This window comes from Candidatus Methylomirabilis limnetica, from assembly GCF_003044035.1.
In the GTDB taxonomy this organism is placed as follows: Bacteria; Methylomirabilota; Methylomirabilia; order Methylomirabilales; family Methylomirabilaceae; genus Methylomirabilis; species Methylomirabilis limnetica.
In genome coordinates, this window is the sequence record NZ_NVQC01000022.1 from 144,103 (window position 1) to 157,946 (window position 13,844).

Below are 13,844 nucleotides of genomic sequence, written 5' to 3' on the forward strand. Positions count from 1 at the left end.
CCCTTATAAAACAAAGAGCGGGCATCGCTGGCCCACTCATGTCAAAATAGCACATTTCTCTTGAACCGTACAAGGGAAATCAAAGGGAAGTAGGTGAGGAGAGGTCTATTCTCCTTTCGCCTTTTTCAATTCTGCGACCACTCGCTCCATTAGATGCTGGGGAACCTCGTCGTAGTGAGAGAACTCTACAGTATAGTCACCTCGGTCGCCGGTGATGGCCTTGAGCTGTGTGGCATACTCCAACACTTCAGCCATAGGAACATGGGCCTTGATAGTCTGCCCCTTCCCCTTAGCCTCCACGCCCATCACGTGTCCCCGTCTGCTGTTCAGGTCGCCGATCACATCCCCCATACACTCGTCGGGGACCATCACCTCAACCGTCATGATCGGCTCCAGAAGAGTTGGGTGTGCCTGCAGTACGCCCTTTTTAAACGCCAATGAACCAGCAACCCTGAAAGCCATTTCCGAGGAATCAACGGCATGGTACGAGCCATCGTAGAGAGTGACCTTCACATCCACGACAGGATACCCGACCAGGCTCCCTTCTTCCATCGCCTCCATGATCCCTCTCTCCACCGCTGGGATGTACTGCTTGGGAATAACTCCCCCCACAACTTGGTTCACGAATTCGTACCCCTCGCCTCGAGGGAGCGACTCAAGCCTGATCCAACAATCACCGTACTGTCCATGGCCACCGGTCTGCTTCTTATGCCTTCCCTGAACCTCCGTTCGCCCGTGAATTGTCTCCTTGTACGGTACGCGTAGCGTATGCATCTGGACCTCGAGTCCGAACTTCCGCTTGAGGCGCTCGACCGCCATCTCCAAGTGGGCCTTACCCATCCCGGCCAGGATGATCTCCTTGGTCTGCGGATCGCGTCGAACCTGAAGAGAGGGATCCTCTTCCTGAAGTCGATGGAGCCCCAAGCTCATTTTTTCATCATCCCCTCTTGTCTTAGGCGCGATGGCATACTCGATGATGGGGCTTGGGATCCTCGCCGGTTCCAGGCGGATTGGACTTCGCTCATCGCAGAGGGTATCACCTGTGCCTGTCTCCTTCAGCTTCACCACAGCCCCAAGATCTCCCGCCCCGATTGCCGAAACCGGAATCTGATGTTTACCCAGGAGCAGCACCGCCTGGCCAATCCTTTCCTTACACCCTTTGGTGCTATTGTAGACGATGGAATCTGAAGAGAGCGTACCGGAGTACACCCGGAAAAGTGTCATCTTGCCGGCGTAGGGATCGACGAGTGTTTTACACACTAGAGCAGACAATGGGGCATCCTCTCTGCTTTCTCGGACAAGCGGCTCCCCGTTCCTCGGATCGATTCCCATGCTGGCTTCACGATCTATCGGGGATGGAAAGACCTCTGTCAGGAGATCCAGCAAAAGCTGTACGCCGATGTTCTTAAGAGCCGAACTGCAGAGAACCGGAACAAGCTTTCCCATGATAACCGCCCGCTGCAGCCCGGTCTTCAGCTCATCGTACGAAAGCGTCCCGGATTCCAGATACTTCTCCAGCAGTCTGTCGTCACTGTCCGCGATCACCTCCATCAGCGCCGATTGTAGCTCCTCTGCCTTCGGTCTCAGATCCGGTGGAATCTCCCCTTCGGAGAACTTCCCCGCCATCTCGCCCTGGTAGATCCTGGCTTTCATTCGCAGTAGATCGACCACACCCATGAAGGAGGCTTGCGTTCCTATTGGGAGCTGGATGGGTGTGGCCACCGGGCAGAGGTTCTTACGAATATCTTCCAAGGTTCGGAAAAAGTCGGCCTGCTCCCGATCCATCTTATTGACAATAATCGCCCTCGCAAGGCCTTCTGTTTCAGCGTACTCCCAAACCTTCTCCGTCTGCACCTTCACGCCGGATACGCTACTCACCACCACAACCGCGCCGTCAACGACCCTCATGCAGTTTCGGGTATCAGTCAGGAAGATGGACGCTCCAGGAGTATCAATCAGGTTAAGCTTGCACCCTTTCCACTCACAGAAGGCGAAGGCTGAGCTGACGCTCATCTTTCTCTTGATCTCGTCTTCGTCGAAGTCAGTGACGGTCGTCCCATCTTCGACCTTTCCAAGTCGAGAAATGGCACCGGCGTCGAAAAGCATCGCCTCAGTCAGCGTCGTCTTACCTGCGCCTCCGTGGGCTACGATCGCTACGTTGCGGATCCTGGCAATCCCAACCCCGCTCATTGCCATTTACCCCATATATCGCGCAAGCCGCTCAAAAGCCCCGAGGTTCTTTTCGGACTACAGCGGCCGCCAGGTTGTTAAGAGAAAATCATCTCCTCGTGAAAGCAACGATGCCCTTCCCGAACGAGTCGGGAAGGGCATCCTGTACTTAAGTCAAATCATTGTCCTCAAGGACCTATCGCACTTTCGGCGGCGGGCGGAGAAGCCGTCAAGGGTTTGGCTTGCCTTGTTTTCGGCACTTTTCCTTTGTCCTCACGCCGACCACGGCGGCTGGCCGGCTTTGCGGCAGGCGCGGCGTCTACGCCGACCCCTGCCAGCTCGATAGCTGCGAGCGGGGCACCGTCCCCCATTCTATACTCCAGCTTCGTCATCCTCGTATAGCCACCGTTTCGATCCTTATAGCGGGTCCCGATTGCATCAAACAGCTTTTTTAAGACGGTCTCGTCCATGACAACCTCGGCTGCCTGTCGGCGCGCATGCAAATCCCCACGCTTGGCCAGCGTAATAATCTTGTCTGCCAGTTTGCGCAGCTCCTTGGCCTTCGCCTCAGTTGTGACAATCTTCTCGTACTGGAAGAGCGATGTTACCAGATTACGGAGGAGCATCTCTCGATGAGCCGTTGTTCGGCCGAGCTTCCTCCCAGCGATTCTGTGCCGCATAGCAGATACTCCCGCCTGACTGACTAAAATCCTGCCAGGCTTAGGCCCCCGTTAAGACCTTCGAGGTCTTATCGCCTCGTTTCCCGAAGGGTTCGCCAACAGGGAGACCTTCCAGTTTCATTCCTAAGGTCAACCCCATACCGACAAGGATCTCCTTGATCTCATTCAGAGACTTCCGACCGAAATTCTTTGTCTTCAGCATCTCGGGCTCACTCTTGACTACCAACTCGTAGATATGGTGAATGTCAGAGTGCTTCAAGCAATTAGCCGACCGTACCGAAAGCTCCAGCTCGTCGACACTTCGATTCAAGTTGTCCACTAGCTGTTTCTTTGCCTCGTCGACGACTACCCCCTCCCTCTCTGGCTCTTCCTCAAAGTTGGTAAATATGCTCACGTGATCCTTGAGGGTCTTTGCCGCATACGCAATGGCGTCCCGAGGCAGGATGCTGCCGTCAGTCCATACCTCCATGGTCAGCTTATTGTAGTCGGTGATCTGGCCGACACGGGTGTCTTCAACCAGGAAAGTAACCTTCCGAATCGGGGAGAACATAGAATCTATGGCGATAACATCAACGGGTTGCCCCTCTCGCTTGTTTCGCTCTGCAGGGACATACCCTCGCCCATGACACACCTCCAACTCCAGATCGAGATTGCCATCCAACGCCAGGGTCGCAATATGTAGGTCAGGGTTTAAGATCTCGACATCAGGATCGGGAGTGATATGTGCTGCTCGAACCTCCCCCTCTGAAAACGCCTTGAGGTGCAGGGTCTTGGGGTGATCTACGTGCAACTTGATCCGCAGCCCCTTGAGGTTGAGGATGATATCGCTCACATCTTCTTTTACTCCAGGGATGCTTGTGAATTCATGCAGCGCCCCGGTGATTCGAATCGATGTTACCGCGGCCCCCTCAATCGCGGAGAGGAGGATGCGCCGAAGCGCATTACCGATGGTCAATCCGAATCCGCGTTCGAAAGGCTCTGTGACAAACTTACCGTATGTGCTGGTCAGAGATTCCAGTTCGCACTCCAGCCGCTTTGGCTTCTGGAGGCCCTTAATCTTCTGAATCATTAAAACACCCTCCCACGCCCACCATTATTTGGAGTACAGCGCAACGATCAACTGCTCCTCCACGGGGATAGCGATCTCCTCTCGGGATGGGATCGATCGGACAACCCCCTTCATGTTGGTCGGATCAAGCTCTAGCCAACTCGGCAACGTTCGCCGCTTTGCCACTTCGAAGGCCGTCTTAATTGCCATTATTTCGCGACTCTTTGGCCGCACCTCGATGGTCTCGCCTGGACGAACCAGATAGGAAGCAATATCGGTCTTTCGCCCATTGACGAGGATGTGCCCGTGGGTAATCAATATTCTCGCCTGTGCGCGGGATGCGGCAAATCCGAGGCGATGGACAACGCTGTCCAGCCGTTGCTCCAGAATCTTGACAAGGTTTTCGCCCGTAATCCCTGTCTGTCGCTCGGCCATACGATAGTATTTTCGGAACTGTGTTTCCAGGACACCGTAGATTCGGCGCATCTTCTGCTTCTCGCGAAGCTGCCTGCAGTAATCCGAAACCTTTGTTCGTCGTTGGCCATGCATGCCTGGAATGAAATTCCGCTTCTCAATGGCACATTTGGTAGAGAGGCAACGATCCCCTTTCAGGAACAGCTTCAGCCCTTCCCGCCTGCAAAGCTTGCACGCAGAATCCAGATACCTAGCCACGAGCCCCTCCTCCCCAGAGGGTAGTGTCACCCCCCGTCTCACTGACACTTCCGCGGATTACGATCCTGGCCTCCCTTCCGAGGGTCATTGGACGATATATCGGCCAGAACAACCGTCTCATACTCGTCTCCGCTTGGACGCGCGACAGCCGTTATGGGGAATCGGCGTCACGTCCTTAATCGTCGAGACCTCCATACCTGCCGCCTGTAGGGCCCGAATGGCGGATTCCCGACCGGCGCCTGGCCCCTTGATATACACCTTCACTTCTTTCATGCCCTGGCTCATCGCCCTCTGCGCAGCACTATCCGCAGCCCTCTGCGCAGCAAATGGGGTACTCTTCCGGGAACCCTTGAACCCCACAGACCCCGCACTAGCCCATGCAACAACATTGCCTGTCATATCTGTGATGGTGACAATAGTATTGTTGAATGTCGCCTGGACGCAGGCGATTCCGTGAGCGATGTTCTTGGTCTCTTTTTTACCTCCCGTACGTCCCGCCGGACGTCTCGGTTTTACCTCCTCAGCCATTCTTCCTCCATCAGGTCAACAGGCCATTGAGCAACTGCATCATCGCGCATAGACGCTGGTTCTCACCTGTACCAAGCGGGACAATCCGGCGCCCTCAGCGCGATCTGTCCGGTTATACTTTCTTGCTTTTCATACCTACCGTCCGGCGAGGCCCCTTACGCGTCCTGGCATTGGTGCTGGTTCGCTGGCCACGAACAGGAAGACCCCGGCGATGCCTGAGACCACGGTAGGCGCCAATGTCCATGAGCCGCTTGATGTTCATAGAGATCTCACGCCTGAGGTCGCCTTCTACCCTGTAGTTCCCTTCAATGGTCCGCCGCAGCTTCGCGATCTCCTCTTCAGTGAGGTTCTTGACGCGGACATCCGGAGTGACTCCGGAGTCCCGTAAGATTTTATGCGAAGCAGAGCGACCGACGCCGTAAATATACGTTAGCGCAATCTCAAGACGTTTTTCCCTCGGAAGATCTACCCCGGCGATGCGTGCCATACAGCTCCTTCTCTTAGTTCAGAGTGCATGGTTCATAGTTCATAGAACGGCGCTCAAACACGCGACACCATCTCTTACATGAACTCTAAACTCTGAACTGTGAACTGTGAACCATCTACCCTTGTCGTTGTTTGTGCCGAGGATTTTCGCACACTACCCGCAGCACTCTTTTACGTCTAACGACCTTGCACTTCTCACACATCGGCTTAACTGACGCCCGCACCTTCATAATAGCCCCCGCATCACAGAATCACTGATCGCCCTTGACCTTCAATCGTGATCCTATTTATATCGGTAAGTAATTCGCCCTCGCGTCAAGTCGTATGGAGACAGCTCCACTATCACCTTATCTCCGGGAAGAATCCGAATGAAATGCATGCGCATCTTTCCGGAGATGTGCGCAAGGACCTTGTGCCCGGTTTCCAGTTCTACACGAAACATAGCATTAGGTAAAGGCTCAACCACCGTCCCCTCAACTTCAACCGCCTCTTCCTTCGGCATTAGCGATCCGCTCCCTGAGGTGCTTCGTCCTCGGTTAGGCTGCTCAGCACCTCTGCCCCATCCTCGGTGAGCGCGACCGTGTGCTCAAAATGAGCGGAAAGGGAACTATCGCATGTCACCGCTGTCCAGTGATCATCGAGGACCATGACGTCTGGGCCTCCGGCATTGGCCATCGGCTCAATGGCCAGGACTAACCCAGGTTTGAGCATAGGGCCTTGAGCTGGTGGTCCAAAGTTCGGAATCTGCGGTTCCTCATGAAGGGCCCGCCCAATCCCGTGACCAACAAACAGGCGCACAACTGAAAATCCTCTACCCTCAACGACGGACTGGACAGCATGAGAGATGTCGGAGAGATGATTCCCGGGACGCGCAGCCATGATAGCGCGCGTAAGGGCATCTCGAGTCGCAACAATCAAGCGCCTGGCACCCTCCGACACCTTCCCCACCGGAACCGTAATCGCAGCATCCCCGTAGTAGCCATCGACAATAACTCCGAGATCCAGACTTACGATGTCACCCTCATCGAGAATCCTCGCCGATGGGAACGCGTGGACTACCTGCTCGTTCACAGAAGCGCAGAGCGTATAAGGATAGCCCCGGTAGCCCTTGAACGCTGGCTTACCCCCTCGTCTTAAGATATAAGCCTCTGCAGCGCGATCCAACTCCAACGTAGTCAGCCCCGGCTCTATAAGTCTCGTCAGCCTATCGAGGGTTTCCGCCACGATTCGGCTGCTCTTTCGCATCAGATCAATCTCCCATGGGGACTTTAAGACCATCATAACTATTCCTATCCGTCCCCTAAGGCCTGCTGCACCCGTTGAGCAATTTCCTCGATCGTCCCCCGACCGTCGATCCGCCTAAGTAGCCCCATCGTATTGTAATATGCGATCAGAGGCTCTGTTTGCTCCCGGTAGACCCGAAGGCGATGGCGGCTCGTGTCCTCCTTATCGTCGTCCCTCTGGAAGAGGTGGTCCCCACAGCTATCGCATATCCCAATCTGCAGTGGCGGCTTCGTGTCAACGTGAAACATAGCCCCACAGGCTCGACAAATCCGTCTACCAGCGAGCCGCCTGACCAGATCGTCCTCAGACACCTCTACGCTGATAACCCAATCTAACGGGGCTTGCAAAAGCCTCAGAACTCCCGAGAGTGCCTCTGCCTGGCGAAGCGTCCTTGGAAACCCATCAAGGATGTATCCGCTGGTACAATCAGGCCTGCGCAACCGCTCTTCGATAATCCCAATGACCACTTCATCCGGAACAAGGGACCCTTGCGCCATAATCGCCTTGGCGGTCTGTCCCATCTCAGAACCATCAGCCACCGCTTGTCGCAGCAGATCGCCAGCAGAAACGTGTACAACGTCAGACTTAGCCATCAGTAGCCTGGCCTGCGTCCCCTTGCCAGCGCCAGGCGGTCCCAGCAAGACAAGCCGCATTGCCTGACTACCCTAGCCTGCCTTTAACTTGACCCTTCTTTAGGAATCCCTCATAGTTACGCATGAGCAAGTGAGACTCCACTTGCTGCACGGTATCCAGGGCCACGCCAACCACAATCAAAAGAGATGTTCCCCCAAAAAAGAACGGAACGTTCATTGAGCTGATCAATAATTCCGGAAGAATTGAGATCAGCGTAAGGTAGATCGCCCCAACAAGTGTAATCCGATCCAACACCTTCTCGATAAATTCCGCCGTCTTCGTTCCCGGTCGAATGCCCGGGATGAAGCCCCCGTGCTTTCTCATGTTGTCAGCAACGTCAGTCGGGTTGAAGACAATGGCCGTATAAAAGTAAGTAAAGAAAATGATCGCTACCGCATACAGAACCGTATACGTTACAGTACCCGGGGAAAGCGCCCCGGCCACACCCTGCATCCAGGGGTGATTAATAAATTGTGCGATGGTAGCGGGAAACACAATGATCGAGGAAGCAAAGATTACCGGAATGACACCGGCCGTGTTGATCCGCAACGGAATATGCGTACTCTGGCCTCCGTACACTCGCCGCCCTACGATTCTTTTAGCATACTGTACGACTATCGGTCTTTGACCAAGCGTCATGACGATGACCCCGGCTACAACCAACACCATCATAACCAGAACGATCAGCAGCACTAGAACCTGCAGTTCTCCCGTGGTCAGAAGCCGCCAAGTATTCACGATTGCCTCGGGCACCCGGACAATGATGCCGGCAAAGATCAGAAGAGAGATCCCGTTCCCGATTCCTCGCTCCGTAATCTGCTCGCCAAGCCACATGAGAATGATCGAACCTGTCGTAAGCGTAATCGTGGTCATCATGCGAAAGCCCATTCCCGGATCAATTACAATCTGCTCACCAGTCGGGCTCCGCATGTTCTCAAGGCCGATGGCAATTCCCATGGCCTGGATGGCCGCTAGCAGGACGGTGCCGTACCGCGTGTATTGAGAGATCTTCTTACGCCCGGCCTCCCCCTCTTTACTCAGCTTCTCCAAGGGGGGAAAGACGACAGCAAGGAGCTGAAGGATGATCGACGCGCTAATGTACGGCATGATGCCGAGCGCGAGAATACTGAGACGCCGTAGCGCGCCACCGGAAAAGAGATCAAAGAAGCCAAGTAGCGTCCCACCAGCCTGCTGAAAAAACGATAAAAGAGCATGGGCATCTATGCCGGGTGTCGGGATGTGGGACCCTAGCCGGTAGGCGATCAGCGCAAGAGCGGTAAAGATAATCCGCTTCTTGAGCTCGGGCACTCTGAAGATGTTACCAGCCCAATCAGTCATACACTAATAACCTCGATCATCCCACCAGAGGCGAGAATCTTCTCAATCGCCTGCTTGGAGAACTTATGCGCAGCCACGCTCAGAGGCTTGCTTAGCACCCCTTCAGCAAGTACCTTCAGCCCCGCCTTGAGGTCCTTGACAATCCGCCTCTCCTGAAGCAGTCCTGGGGTCACTTTGGTGCCTGACTCGAATCGCTCCAGGTCTCTAAGATTCACGGTGGCGTAGACTTTTCTAAATCTGTTGGTAAATCCCCGCTTTGGCACACGGCGATGTAACGGAAGCTGGCCGCCCTCGAACCAGGGATGGATATGGGCACCAGAACGAGCCTTCTGGCCTTTTTCTCCTCTACCGGATGTCTTTCCGTGCCCCGATCCGGTACCACGTCCAACGCGTTTTCTGCGTTGAGTGGCGCCAACTGGAGGCTTTAGCTCGTGCAGTTTCATCCCTTCTCCTCGCTGTCAACTTGCTGCACATCGACCAAGTGGACCACCTTCCTGATCATCCCTCTAATTGTCGGGGTGTCGGCGCGAACCACAAAGCTATTGATCCTGCGCAACCCTAGCCCAGCGAGGACTCTAGTCTGATGCGCCGGGTGCCCGATCTTACTCTTTCGGAGAATGATACGTAGACTTTTGTCCATCTTATGCCCCTTGCGCGACCAGTCCTTCCTGACGCACCCCCCTGGAGCGTGCGACTTCCTCAGGCGACCGAAGCAACTGTAAACCCTTCAATGTTGCTTTCACGACATTGTGAGGATTGTCTGATCCCAGCGATTTAGACAGCACATCCCGAACACCAGCCGCCTCTAGCACAGCGCGGGCCGCCTTTCCCGCCACGACTCCAGTTCCCTGTGAGGCCGGCCTCAGGATCACCTTGGCTGCGCCATACCTTCCGACAACCTCATGAGGAATACTCGTCCGCAGCAGCGTTATGCCAATCAATTCCTTCTTGGCAGCCTCGATACCTTTGCGAATCGCCTCCGGCACCTCGTGTGCTTTGCCCAATCCTATTCCGACGTGTCCGTTTTGATCGCCTACCACGACAAGGGCACTGAAGTGAAATCGCCGCCCACCCTTAACCACCTTGGCGACCCGGTTGATATGGACGATACGCTCGGCCAGGTTAAGAGCGTCAGCTTTGATCTGCTTCAAATCTTCTCCTTCTCTTCCACTATACCGGCAACTCGTCGAGAGGAATAACTGATAACATTATCGCGGTGACTAAGTAGCGTGCGATAGAACTATACGGTCAGGCATGCGCTCCGACGAACTAGATCCTCACTCCTTTTTCCCCAAGGCCAGCGGCCAATGCCTTGACGCGTCCGTGGAATTTGAAGCCACCCCGGTCAAAGACCACTCGAGAAATATGCGCTGCCAAGGCCTTGCTCGCCAATAACTCACCGACTAACCGAGCGGCAGCAGTCTTGTTCCCAGTCTGCCCTTTTTCCCTAATCTCTATCGAAAGGGTAGAAGCGGCAGCGAGCGTCTTTCCCTGCTCATCGTCAATAATTTGAGCGTAAATATGGCGGGCGCTCCTAAATACGCACAGCCGCGGGCAAACTGCACTGCCGACAATGCGCTTTCTGATCCGGCGATGGCGTCGAATTCGACGCTCCTGTTTTCCTCCGTAGCCAGTCAACTCACATCCCCCCCGGAGACACGCAATCCGCTCTACGCCCCAGTCTTCCCGGCCTTACGGCGAATACGCTCACCCGTGTACTTGACTCCCTTGCCCTTATATGGCTCAGGCGGTCTGAGACTCCTGATCTTGGCGGCCACCTCTCCGACCTGCTGTTTATCTGCCCCGGAGATCGTCACAAGATTCTGACTCTCCACTATAACATTAATCCCGTCAGGCAGCGGAAGAACGAGAGGATGCGAATAGCCTAACATCAGTACAAGATTTCTCCCTTGCACCGAGCCACGATAGCCGACCCCAATCATCTCTAGCTTCTTCTCAAATCCTTTAGTAACCCCCTCGACCATATTAGCAATCAGCGTACGGGTGAGCCCGTGAAGCGAACGATGGAGTTTATTGTCAGAGGGCCGCACACAATGGAGCTCGCGATCCTCTAGCTTCACCGCCATCGAGGGATGGAGGCGAAGCGATAGCTTGCCCTTTGGCCCCTCGACAAAGATACTGCCCCGAGAAATCTCTACTGTCACCTGGTCTGAGAGAGGGATTAACTTTCTTCCGATTCGCGACATACCCTACCTCTTTCATGCGTCATTAGCGTTCATAGCGTCATCGCGTCTAGGGCGTCTGTTGCGTCATCGCGATTAACGCAATAGACTCAATATATGCTTCGCCCTGCCTTTACCAAACGTAGCACAGCACCTCACCACCTGCGCCGCGGTCTCTGGCCGAACGCTCTGCCATGATCCCATGCGATGTCGAAAGAATCGCGATGCCAAGACCGTTCATGACCCGAGGGAGCCGTCGTGACGTTGAATACACCCGAAGCCCTGGCCTGCTTACCCGGCGAAGGCCGGTAATAATCCGCTGGTCTCCAGGACCGTATTTCAGGTAGATTCGTAGCACCCGTCTGTTGTCGACGTCAAGAAGTTTGAAGTTCCTGATATAGCCCTCCTCCCGCAGGACCTTAGCGATCTCAACCTTCATCTTGGAGGCGGGGATATGGACTTTGTCGTGAACAACCAGGTTCGCGTTCCTGATCCTGGTCAGCATGTCCGCTATGGGATCGGTCATCATGGTCGGATCACTCCAAGTTCTACGTTTAGTGTTCGAGGTTCAGCGCCAAGAGAGCTCAAGGCTTCGAGCCTGAGGGTCATAATATCCTACCAACTCGCCTTGATGACGCCTGGGATCTCGCCACGAAGAGCCAGATCCCGAAAGCAGATCCGACACATCTCGAACTTCCTGATGTAGCCCCGCGGTCGCCCACAGGCGCGACAGCGGTGATAGCCGCGTACCTGAAACTTCGGCTGCCGTTGGCTCTTAAGAATTAACGAAAGCTTTGCCATACATTACTCCCCGGCTTTCAGTGATCAGCGGTCAGCTTTCAATAAAACGAACGCGCGTCACCTCTTTGCTGATAACTGACCGCTCTTTGTGCCGCTAGCTCTTCTGAAAGGGGAAACCGAAATGCTCAAGGAGCGCACGCGCCTCCTCATCCGTTTTAGCTGAAGTCGCAATAGCGATATCCATACCCCGAACCGCTTCCACCTTATCGTATTTGATCTCCGGGAAGATAAGTTGTTCCTTCACACCCAGATTGTAATTACCACGGCCATCGAACGACTTCGCCGGCACGCCTCTGAAGTCCCGAATTCGTGGTAGCGCAACACTCACGAATCGATCGAGGAACTCATACATCCGATCCCCACGCAGGGTGACCTTGCAACCGATGGGTATCCCCTCCCTAAGCTTGAATCCTGCTTCAGACTTCCTGGCGCGCGTTACGATCGGCTTCTGTCCCGTTACGACCGTCAGCTCCTCGACCGCAGCGTCGATCACCTTCACATTCGCTACAGCCTCCCCCAGTCCCATATTGATGACGACCTTAGAGGGGCGTGGGACCTGCCAGACATTCTTATACCTGAACTGCTTCATAAGGGCAGGAGCGATCACATCACGAAAGCGCTCGCGAAGTCGTGGCAGCGTGCGAGACTCCACACGCGACTCTTTCGCGGCTGACTTCTCTTTCTTTTTGGTTTTGGTCTCGTCTGCCATCAATATTCCCCTAACCAACTATCTCGCCACACTTTTTGCACACCCGCACCTTTTTTCCGTCAGCGAGGCGACTAACGCCGACACGGACAGGGCGGTCACATTTATTGCATACCAACATCAGATTCGACGCGTGCATAGGGTTCTCACGTTCAAGGATCCCCCCCTGCTTTGAAGCCCCCCCAGGCTTCGTATGCCTCTTGATGAGGTTGACCTTTTCCACCACTGCTCGCTGGGTCTTAGGGATCACCTTCAGAACCTTACCACGCTTCCCCTTATCCTTCCCAGCGATAACGGCAACCAGATCATTCTTCCTGACATGAAGCCCCTGTCCCACCGCCATCATGCCCTCACAGATTCAGCCAACGCCATCTTACACAACCTCTGGCGCCAGGGAGATAATTTTCATAAACCGAGCTTCACGCAGCTCTCGGGCCACCGGACCAAAGATTCTGGTGCCGATCGGGTTATTCTGCTCGTTCAAGAGTACGGCGGCGTTTCGATCGAACTTGATGTAAGAGCCATCCTTACGCCGCATCTCCTTCGCCGTCCTGACCACCACTGCTTTTACCACCTCGCCCTTCTTCACCGAACCCTCCGGGACCGCCTCTTTGACGTTCGCGACGATGACGTCGCCCAAGCGGGCATACCGCTTCCCCGATCCTCCCAGAACCTTGATCAGGGAGATTCGCTTGGCGCCGGAATTGTCGGCCACTTCCATGATTGTTCGTAAGCCGATCATGATCGTCTACCTTCCTCGTGTCCATCCAGGCAATGATTGAGGCGAGGGCTAACGGTGAGGCGCCTACCCCTACACAACCGCCTTCTCCAGGATTTCTGTCACCCGCCAATGCTTCTCTTTGCTCAGGGGGCGAGCCTCTTCAATGGCCACCTTGTCCCCCATGCCGCAACGACCCTCTTCGTCGTGGGCCTTCACCTTTGTCCGGCGGCGGACCATTTTACTATAGGCGTCGTGCCGAACAAGCCGCTCAACCATCACAACGACAGTCTTTTGCATCTTGTCGCTCACCACGACCCCCACCAAAATCTTCCGACGACTTCTCTTTACCTGCTCGGTCATGGCGTCCGCTCCACCCCTGATGATGCCTGTTTACGCAAGAACTCTGTCCGCACCGTCTCTCCGATGGCGACCTCCCGGCGAAGTCGCCGGATACGCGCAGGGTTCTCAAGTGGCGACGATGACGCCCTCAACTTCAACTTGAAGAGTTCATCTCTTACATCGCGGAGCTTCTGTTTTAGCTCTGCCGCGCTCAATTCACGAAACTCCTTCGCATCCATGACACTCATCGTCACCC

General features: G+C 54.9%; 23 protein-coding genes. All 23 read right to left on the bottom strand.

The features are described from left to right. Positions 1–105 precede the first annotated feature (105 nt). On the bottom strand, positions 106–2,190 hold the full coding sequence (fusA, locus tag CLG94_RS07970; protein WP_107562414.1) for an elongation factor G: 2,085 nt from the start codon (positions 2,188–2,190) through the stop codon (positions 106–108). Positions 2,191–2,357: 167 nt separating this feature from the next. Continuing rightward, on the bottom strand, positions 2,358–2,849 hold the full coding sequence (rplQ, locus tag CLG94_RS07975) for a 50S ribosomal protein L17 (protein ID WP_107562416.1): 492 nt from the start codon (positions 2,847–2,849) through the stop codon (positions 2,358–2,360). Between the two features lie 40 nt (positions 2,850–2,889). Continuing rightward, entirely contained in the window at positions 2,890–3,918 is a 1,029-nt protein-coding gene (locus CLG94_RS07980) for a DNA-directed RNA polymerase subunit alpha (protein ID WP_107562418.1), read from the bottom strand. A gap of 24 nt (positions 3,919–3,942) precedes the next feature. Beyond that, a complete protein-coding gene (rpsD, locus tag CLG94_RS07985; RefSeq protein ID WP_107562420.1) occupies positions 3,943–4,569 on the bottom strand; it encodes a 30S ribosomal protein S4 in 627 nt (208 codons plus the stop codon). Between the two features lie 117 nt (positions 4,570–4,686). Next, a complete protein-coding gene (rpsK, locus tag CLG94_RS07990; protein WP_107562421.1) occupies positions 4,687–5,097 on the bottom strand; it encodes a 30S ribosomal protein S11 in 411 nt (136 codons plus the stop codon). A gap of 112 nt (positions 5,098–5,209) precedes the next feature. Beyond that, on the bottom strand, positions 5,210–5,584 hold the full coding sequence (gene rpsM / locus CLG94_RS07995; RefSeq protein WP_107562423.1) for a 30S ribosomal protein S13: 375 nt from the start codon (positions 5,582–5,584) through the stop codon (positions 5,210–5,212). A gap of 115 nt (positions 5,585–5,699) precedes the next feature. Beyond that, a complete protein-coding gene (gene rpmJ / locus CLG94_RS08000) occupies positions 5,700–5,813 on the bottom strand; it encodes a 50S ribosomal protein L36 (protein ID WP_107562425.1) in 114 nt (37 codons plus the stop codon). A gap of 53 nt (positions 5,814–5,866) precedes the next feature. Then, the gene (gene infA / locus CLG94_RS08005) at positions 5,867–6,085 is read right to left on the bottom strand and encodes a translation initiation factor IF-1 (protein WP_107562426.1); all 219 of its coding nucleotides are present in this window, start codon (positions 6,083–6,085) and stop codon (positions 5,867–5,869) included. Next, complete coding sequence (gene map / locus CLG94_RS08010) at positions 6,085–6,864, bottom strand: type I methionyl aminopeptidase (protein ID WP_107562428.1); 780 nt, start codon at positions 6,862–6,864, stop codon at positions 6,085–6,087. The genes infA and map overlap by 1 nt, the downstream gene beginning before the upstream one ends. 8 nt (positions 6,865–6,872) lie before the next feature. Further along, positions 6,873–7,520, bottom strand: a complete 648-nt coding sequence (locus tag CLG94_RS08015) for an adenylate kinase (protein WP_107562430.1) — start codon at positions 7,518–7,520, stop codon at positions 6,873–6,875. Between the two features lie 7 nt (positions 7,521–7,527). Then, positions 7,528–8,838, bottom strand: coding sequence for a preprotein translocase subunit SecY (gene secY / locus CLG94_RS08020; RefSeq protein ID WP_107562432.1), 1,311 nt, complete (start codon positions 8,836–8,838; stop codon positions 7,528–7,530). Continuing rightward, the gene (gene rplO / locus CLG94_RS08025) at positions 8,835–9,281 is read right to left on the bottom strand and encodes a 50S ribosomal protein L15 (RefSeq protein ID WP_107562434.1); all 447 of its coding nucleotides are present in this window, start codon (positions 9,279–9,281) and stop codon (positions 8,835–8,837) included. Before rplO ends, secY begins: the two co-directional genes overlap by 4 nt. Then, positions 9,278–9,478 carry a 50S ribosomal protein L30 gene (gene rpmD, locus CLG94_RS08030; RefSeq protein WP_107562436.1) on the bottom strand — a complete coding sequence of 67 codons (201 nt, stop codon included), beginning with the start codon at positions 9,476–9,478 and terminating at the stop codon, positions 9,278–9,280. Before rpmD ends, rplO begins: the two co-directional genes overlap by 4 nt. Position 9,479: 1 nt before the next feature. Next, positions 9,480–9,989 (bottom strand): 30S ribosomal protein S5, encoded by a 510-nt coding sequence (gene rpsE, locus CLG94_RS08035; protein WP_107562438.1) that lies wholly within the window; start codon positions 9,987–9,989, stop codon positions 9,480–9,482. A 118-nt stretch (positions 9,990–10,107) separates the two neighbouring features. Beyond that, on the bottom strand, positions 10,108–10,476 hold the full coding sequence (gene rplR / locus CLG94_RS08040; RefSeq protein WP_107562440.1) for a 50S ribosomal protein L18: 369 nt from the start codon (positions 10,474–10,476) through the stop codon (positions 10,108–10,110). A gap of 32 nt (positions 10,477–10,508) precedes the next feature. After that, positions 10,509–11,045, bottom strand: coding sequence for a 50S ribosomal protein L6 (rplF, locus tag CLG94_RS08045; RefSeq protein WP_107562442.1), 537 nt, complete (start codon positions 11,043–11,045; stop codon positions 10,509–10,511). A gap of 109 nt (positions 11,046–11,154) precedes the next feature. Beyond that, positions 11,155–11,550 (bottom strand): 30S ribosomal protein S8, encoded by a 396-nt coding sequence (rpsH, locus tag CLG94_RS08050; protein ID WP_107562444.1) that lies wholly within the window; start codon positions 11,548–11,550, stop codon positions 11,155–11,157. Positions 11,551–11,636: 86 nt separating this feature from the next. After that, a complete protein-coding gene (locus tag CLG94_RS08055; protein ID WP_018129948.1) occupies positions 11,637–11,822 on the bottom strand; it encodes a type Z 30S ribosomal protein S14 in 186 nt (61 codons plus the stop codon). 94 nt (positions 11,823–11,916) lie between these two features. Continuing rightward, entirely contained in the window at positions 11,917–12,459 is a 543-nt protein-coding gene (gene rplE / locus CLG94_RS08060; RefSeq protein ID WP_107562832.1) for a 50S ribosomal protein L5, read from the bottom strand. 82 nt (positions 12,460–12,541) lie between these two features. After that, positions 12,542–12,874 carry a 50S ribosomal protein L24 gene (gene rplX / locus CLG94_RS08065; protein WP_107562446.1) on the bottom strand — a complete coding sequence of 111 codons (333 nt, stop codon included), beginning with the start codon at positions 12,872–12,874 and terminating at the stop codon, positions 12,542–12,544. A 27-nt stretch (positions 12,875–12,901) separates the two neighbouring features. After that, the gene (gene rplN / locus CLG94_RS08070; RefSeq protein WP_018129907.1) at positions 12,902–13,270 is read right to left on the bottom strand and encodes a 50S ribosomal protein L14; all 369 of its coding nucleotides are present in this window, start codon (positions 13,268–13,270) and stop codon (positions 12,902–12,904) included. A gap of 69 nt (positions 13,271–13,339) precedes the next feature. Beyond that, the gene (gene rpsQ, locus CLG94_RS08075; protein ID WP_107562448.1) at positions 13,340–13,609 is read right to left on the bottom strand and encodes a 30S ribosomal protein S17; all 270 of its coding nucleotides are present in this window, start codon (positions 13,607–13,609) and stop codon (positions 13,340–13,342) included. Next, positions 13,606–13,836: a 50S ribosomal protein L29 gene (gene rpmC, locus CLG94_RS08080; RefSeq protein ID WP_107562449.1), complete on the bottom strand. Its 231-nt coding sequence runs from the start codon at positions 13,834–13,836 to the stop codon at positions 13,606–13,608. The genes rpsQ and rpmC overlap by 4 nt, the downstream gene beginning before the upstream one ends. Between the last annotated feature and the right edge of the window lie 8 nt (positions 13,837–13,844).

What these genes read in the sequence shown, in the direction of transcription:
- map (WP_107562428.1), bottom strand. Translation starts at nt 6,864, where the DNA reads ATGATGGTCTTAAAGTCCCCATGGGAGATTGATCTGATGCGAAAGAGC.
- rplO (WP_107562434.1), bottom strand. Translation starts at nt 9,281, where the DNA reads ATGAAACTGCACGAGCTAAAGCCTCCAGTTGGCGCCACTCAACGCAGA.
- rplQ (WP_107562416.1), bottom strand. Translation starts at nt 2,849, where the DNA reads ATGCGGCACAGAATCGCTGGGAGGAAGCTCGGCCGAACAACGGCTCAT.
- rpmJ (WP_107562425.1), bottom strand. Translation starts at nt 5,813, where the DNA reads ATGAAGGTGCGGGCGTCAGTTAAGCCGATGTGTGAGAAGTGCAAGGTC.
- rplX (WP_107562446.1), bottom strand. Translation starts at nt 12,874, where the DNA reads ATGATGGCGGTGGGACAGGGGCTTCATGTCAGGAAGAATGATCTGGTT.
- CLG94_RS08055 (WP_018129948.1), bottom strand. Translation starts at nt 11,822, where the DNA reads ATGGCAAAGCTTTCGTTAATTCTTAAGAGCCAACGGCAGCCGAAGTTT.
- rplF (WP_107562442.1), bottom strand. Translation starts at nt 11,045, where the DNA reads ATGTCGCGAATCGGAAGAAAGTTAATCCCTCTCTCAGACCAGGTGACA.
- rplN (WP_018129907.1), bottom strand. Translation starts at nt 13,270, where the DNA reads ATGATCGGCTTACGAACAATCATGGAAGTGGCCGACAATTCCGGCGCC.
- rpsM (WP_107562423.1), bottom strand. Translation starts at nt 5,584, where the DNA reads ATGGCACGCATCGCCGGGGTAGATCTTCCGAGGGAAAAACGTCTTGAG.
- rpsQ (WP_107562448.1), bottom strand. Translation starts at nt 13,609, where the DNA reads ATGACCGAGCAGGTAAAGAGAAGTCGTCGGAAGATTTTGGTGGGGGTC.
- rpsH (WP_107562444.1), bottom strand. Translation starts at nt 11,550, where the DNA reads ATGATGACCGATCCCATAGCGGACATGCTGACCAGGATCAGGAACGCG.
- CLG94_RS07980 (WP_107562418.1), bottom strand. Translation starts at nt 3,918, where the DNA reads ATGATTCAGAAGATTAAGGGCCTCCAGAAGCCAAAGCGGCTGGAGTGC.
- CLG94_RS08015 (WP_107562430.1), bottom strand. Translation starts at nt 7,520, where the DNA reads ATGCGGCTTGTCTTGCTGGGACCGCCTGGCGCTGGCAAGGGGACGCAG.
- rpmD (WP_107562436.1), bottom strand. Translation starts at nt 9,478, where the DNA reads ATGGACAAAAGTCTACGTATCATTCTCCGAAAGAGTAAGATCGGGCAC.
- rpsK (WP_107562421.1), bottom strand. Translation starts at nt 5,097, where the DNA reads ATGGCTGAGGAGGTAAAACCGAGACGTCCGGCGGGACGTACGGGAGGT.
- rpmC (WP_107562449.1), bottom strand. Translation starts at nt 13,836, where the DNA reads ATGAGTGTCATGGATGCGAAGGAGTTTCGTGAATTGAGCGCGGCAGAG.
- fusA (WP_107562414.1), bottom strand. Translation starts at nt 2,190, where the DNA reads ATGAGCGGGGTTGGGATTGCCAGGATCCGCAACGTAGCGATCGTAGCC.
- infA (WP_107562426.1), bottom strand. Translation starts at nt 6,085, where the DNA reads ATGCCGAAGGAAGAGGCGGTTGAAGTTGAGGGGACGGTGGTTGAGCCT.
- secY (WP_107562432.1), bottom strand. Translation starts at nt 8,838, where the DNA reads ATGACTGATTGGGCTGGTAACATCTTCAGAGTGCCCGAGCTCAAGAAG.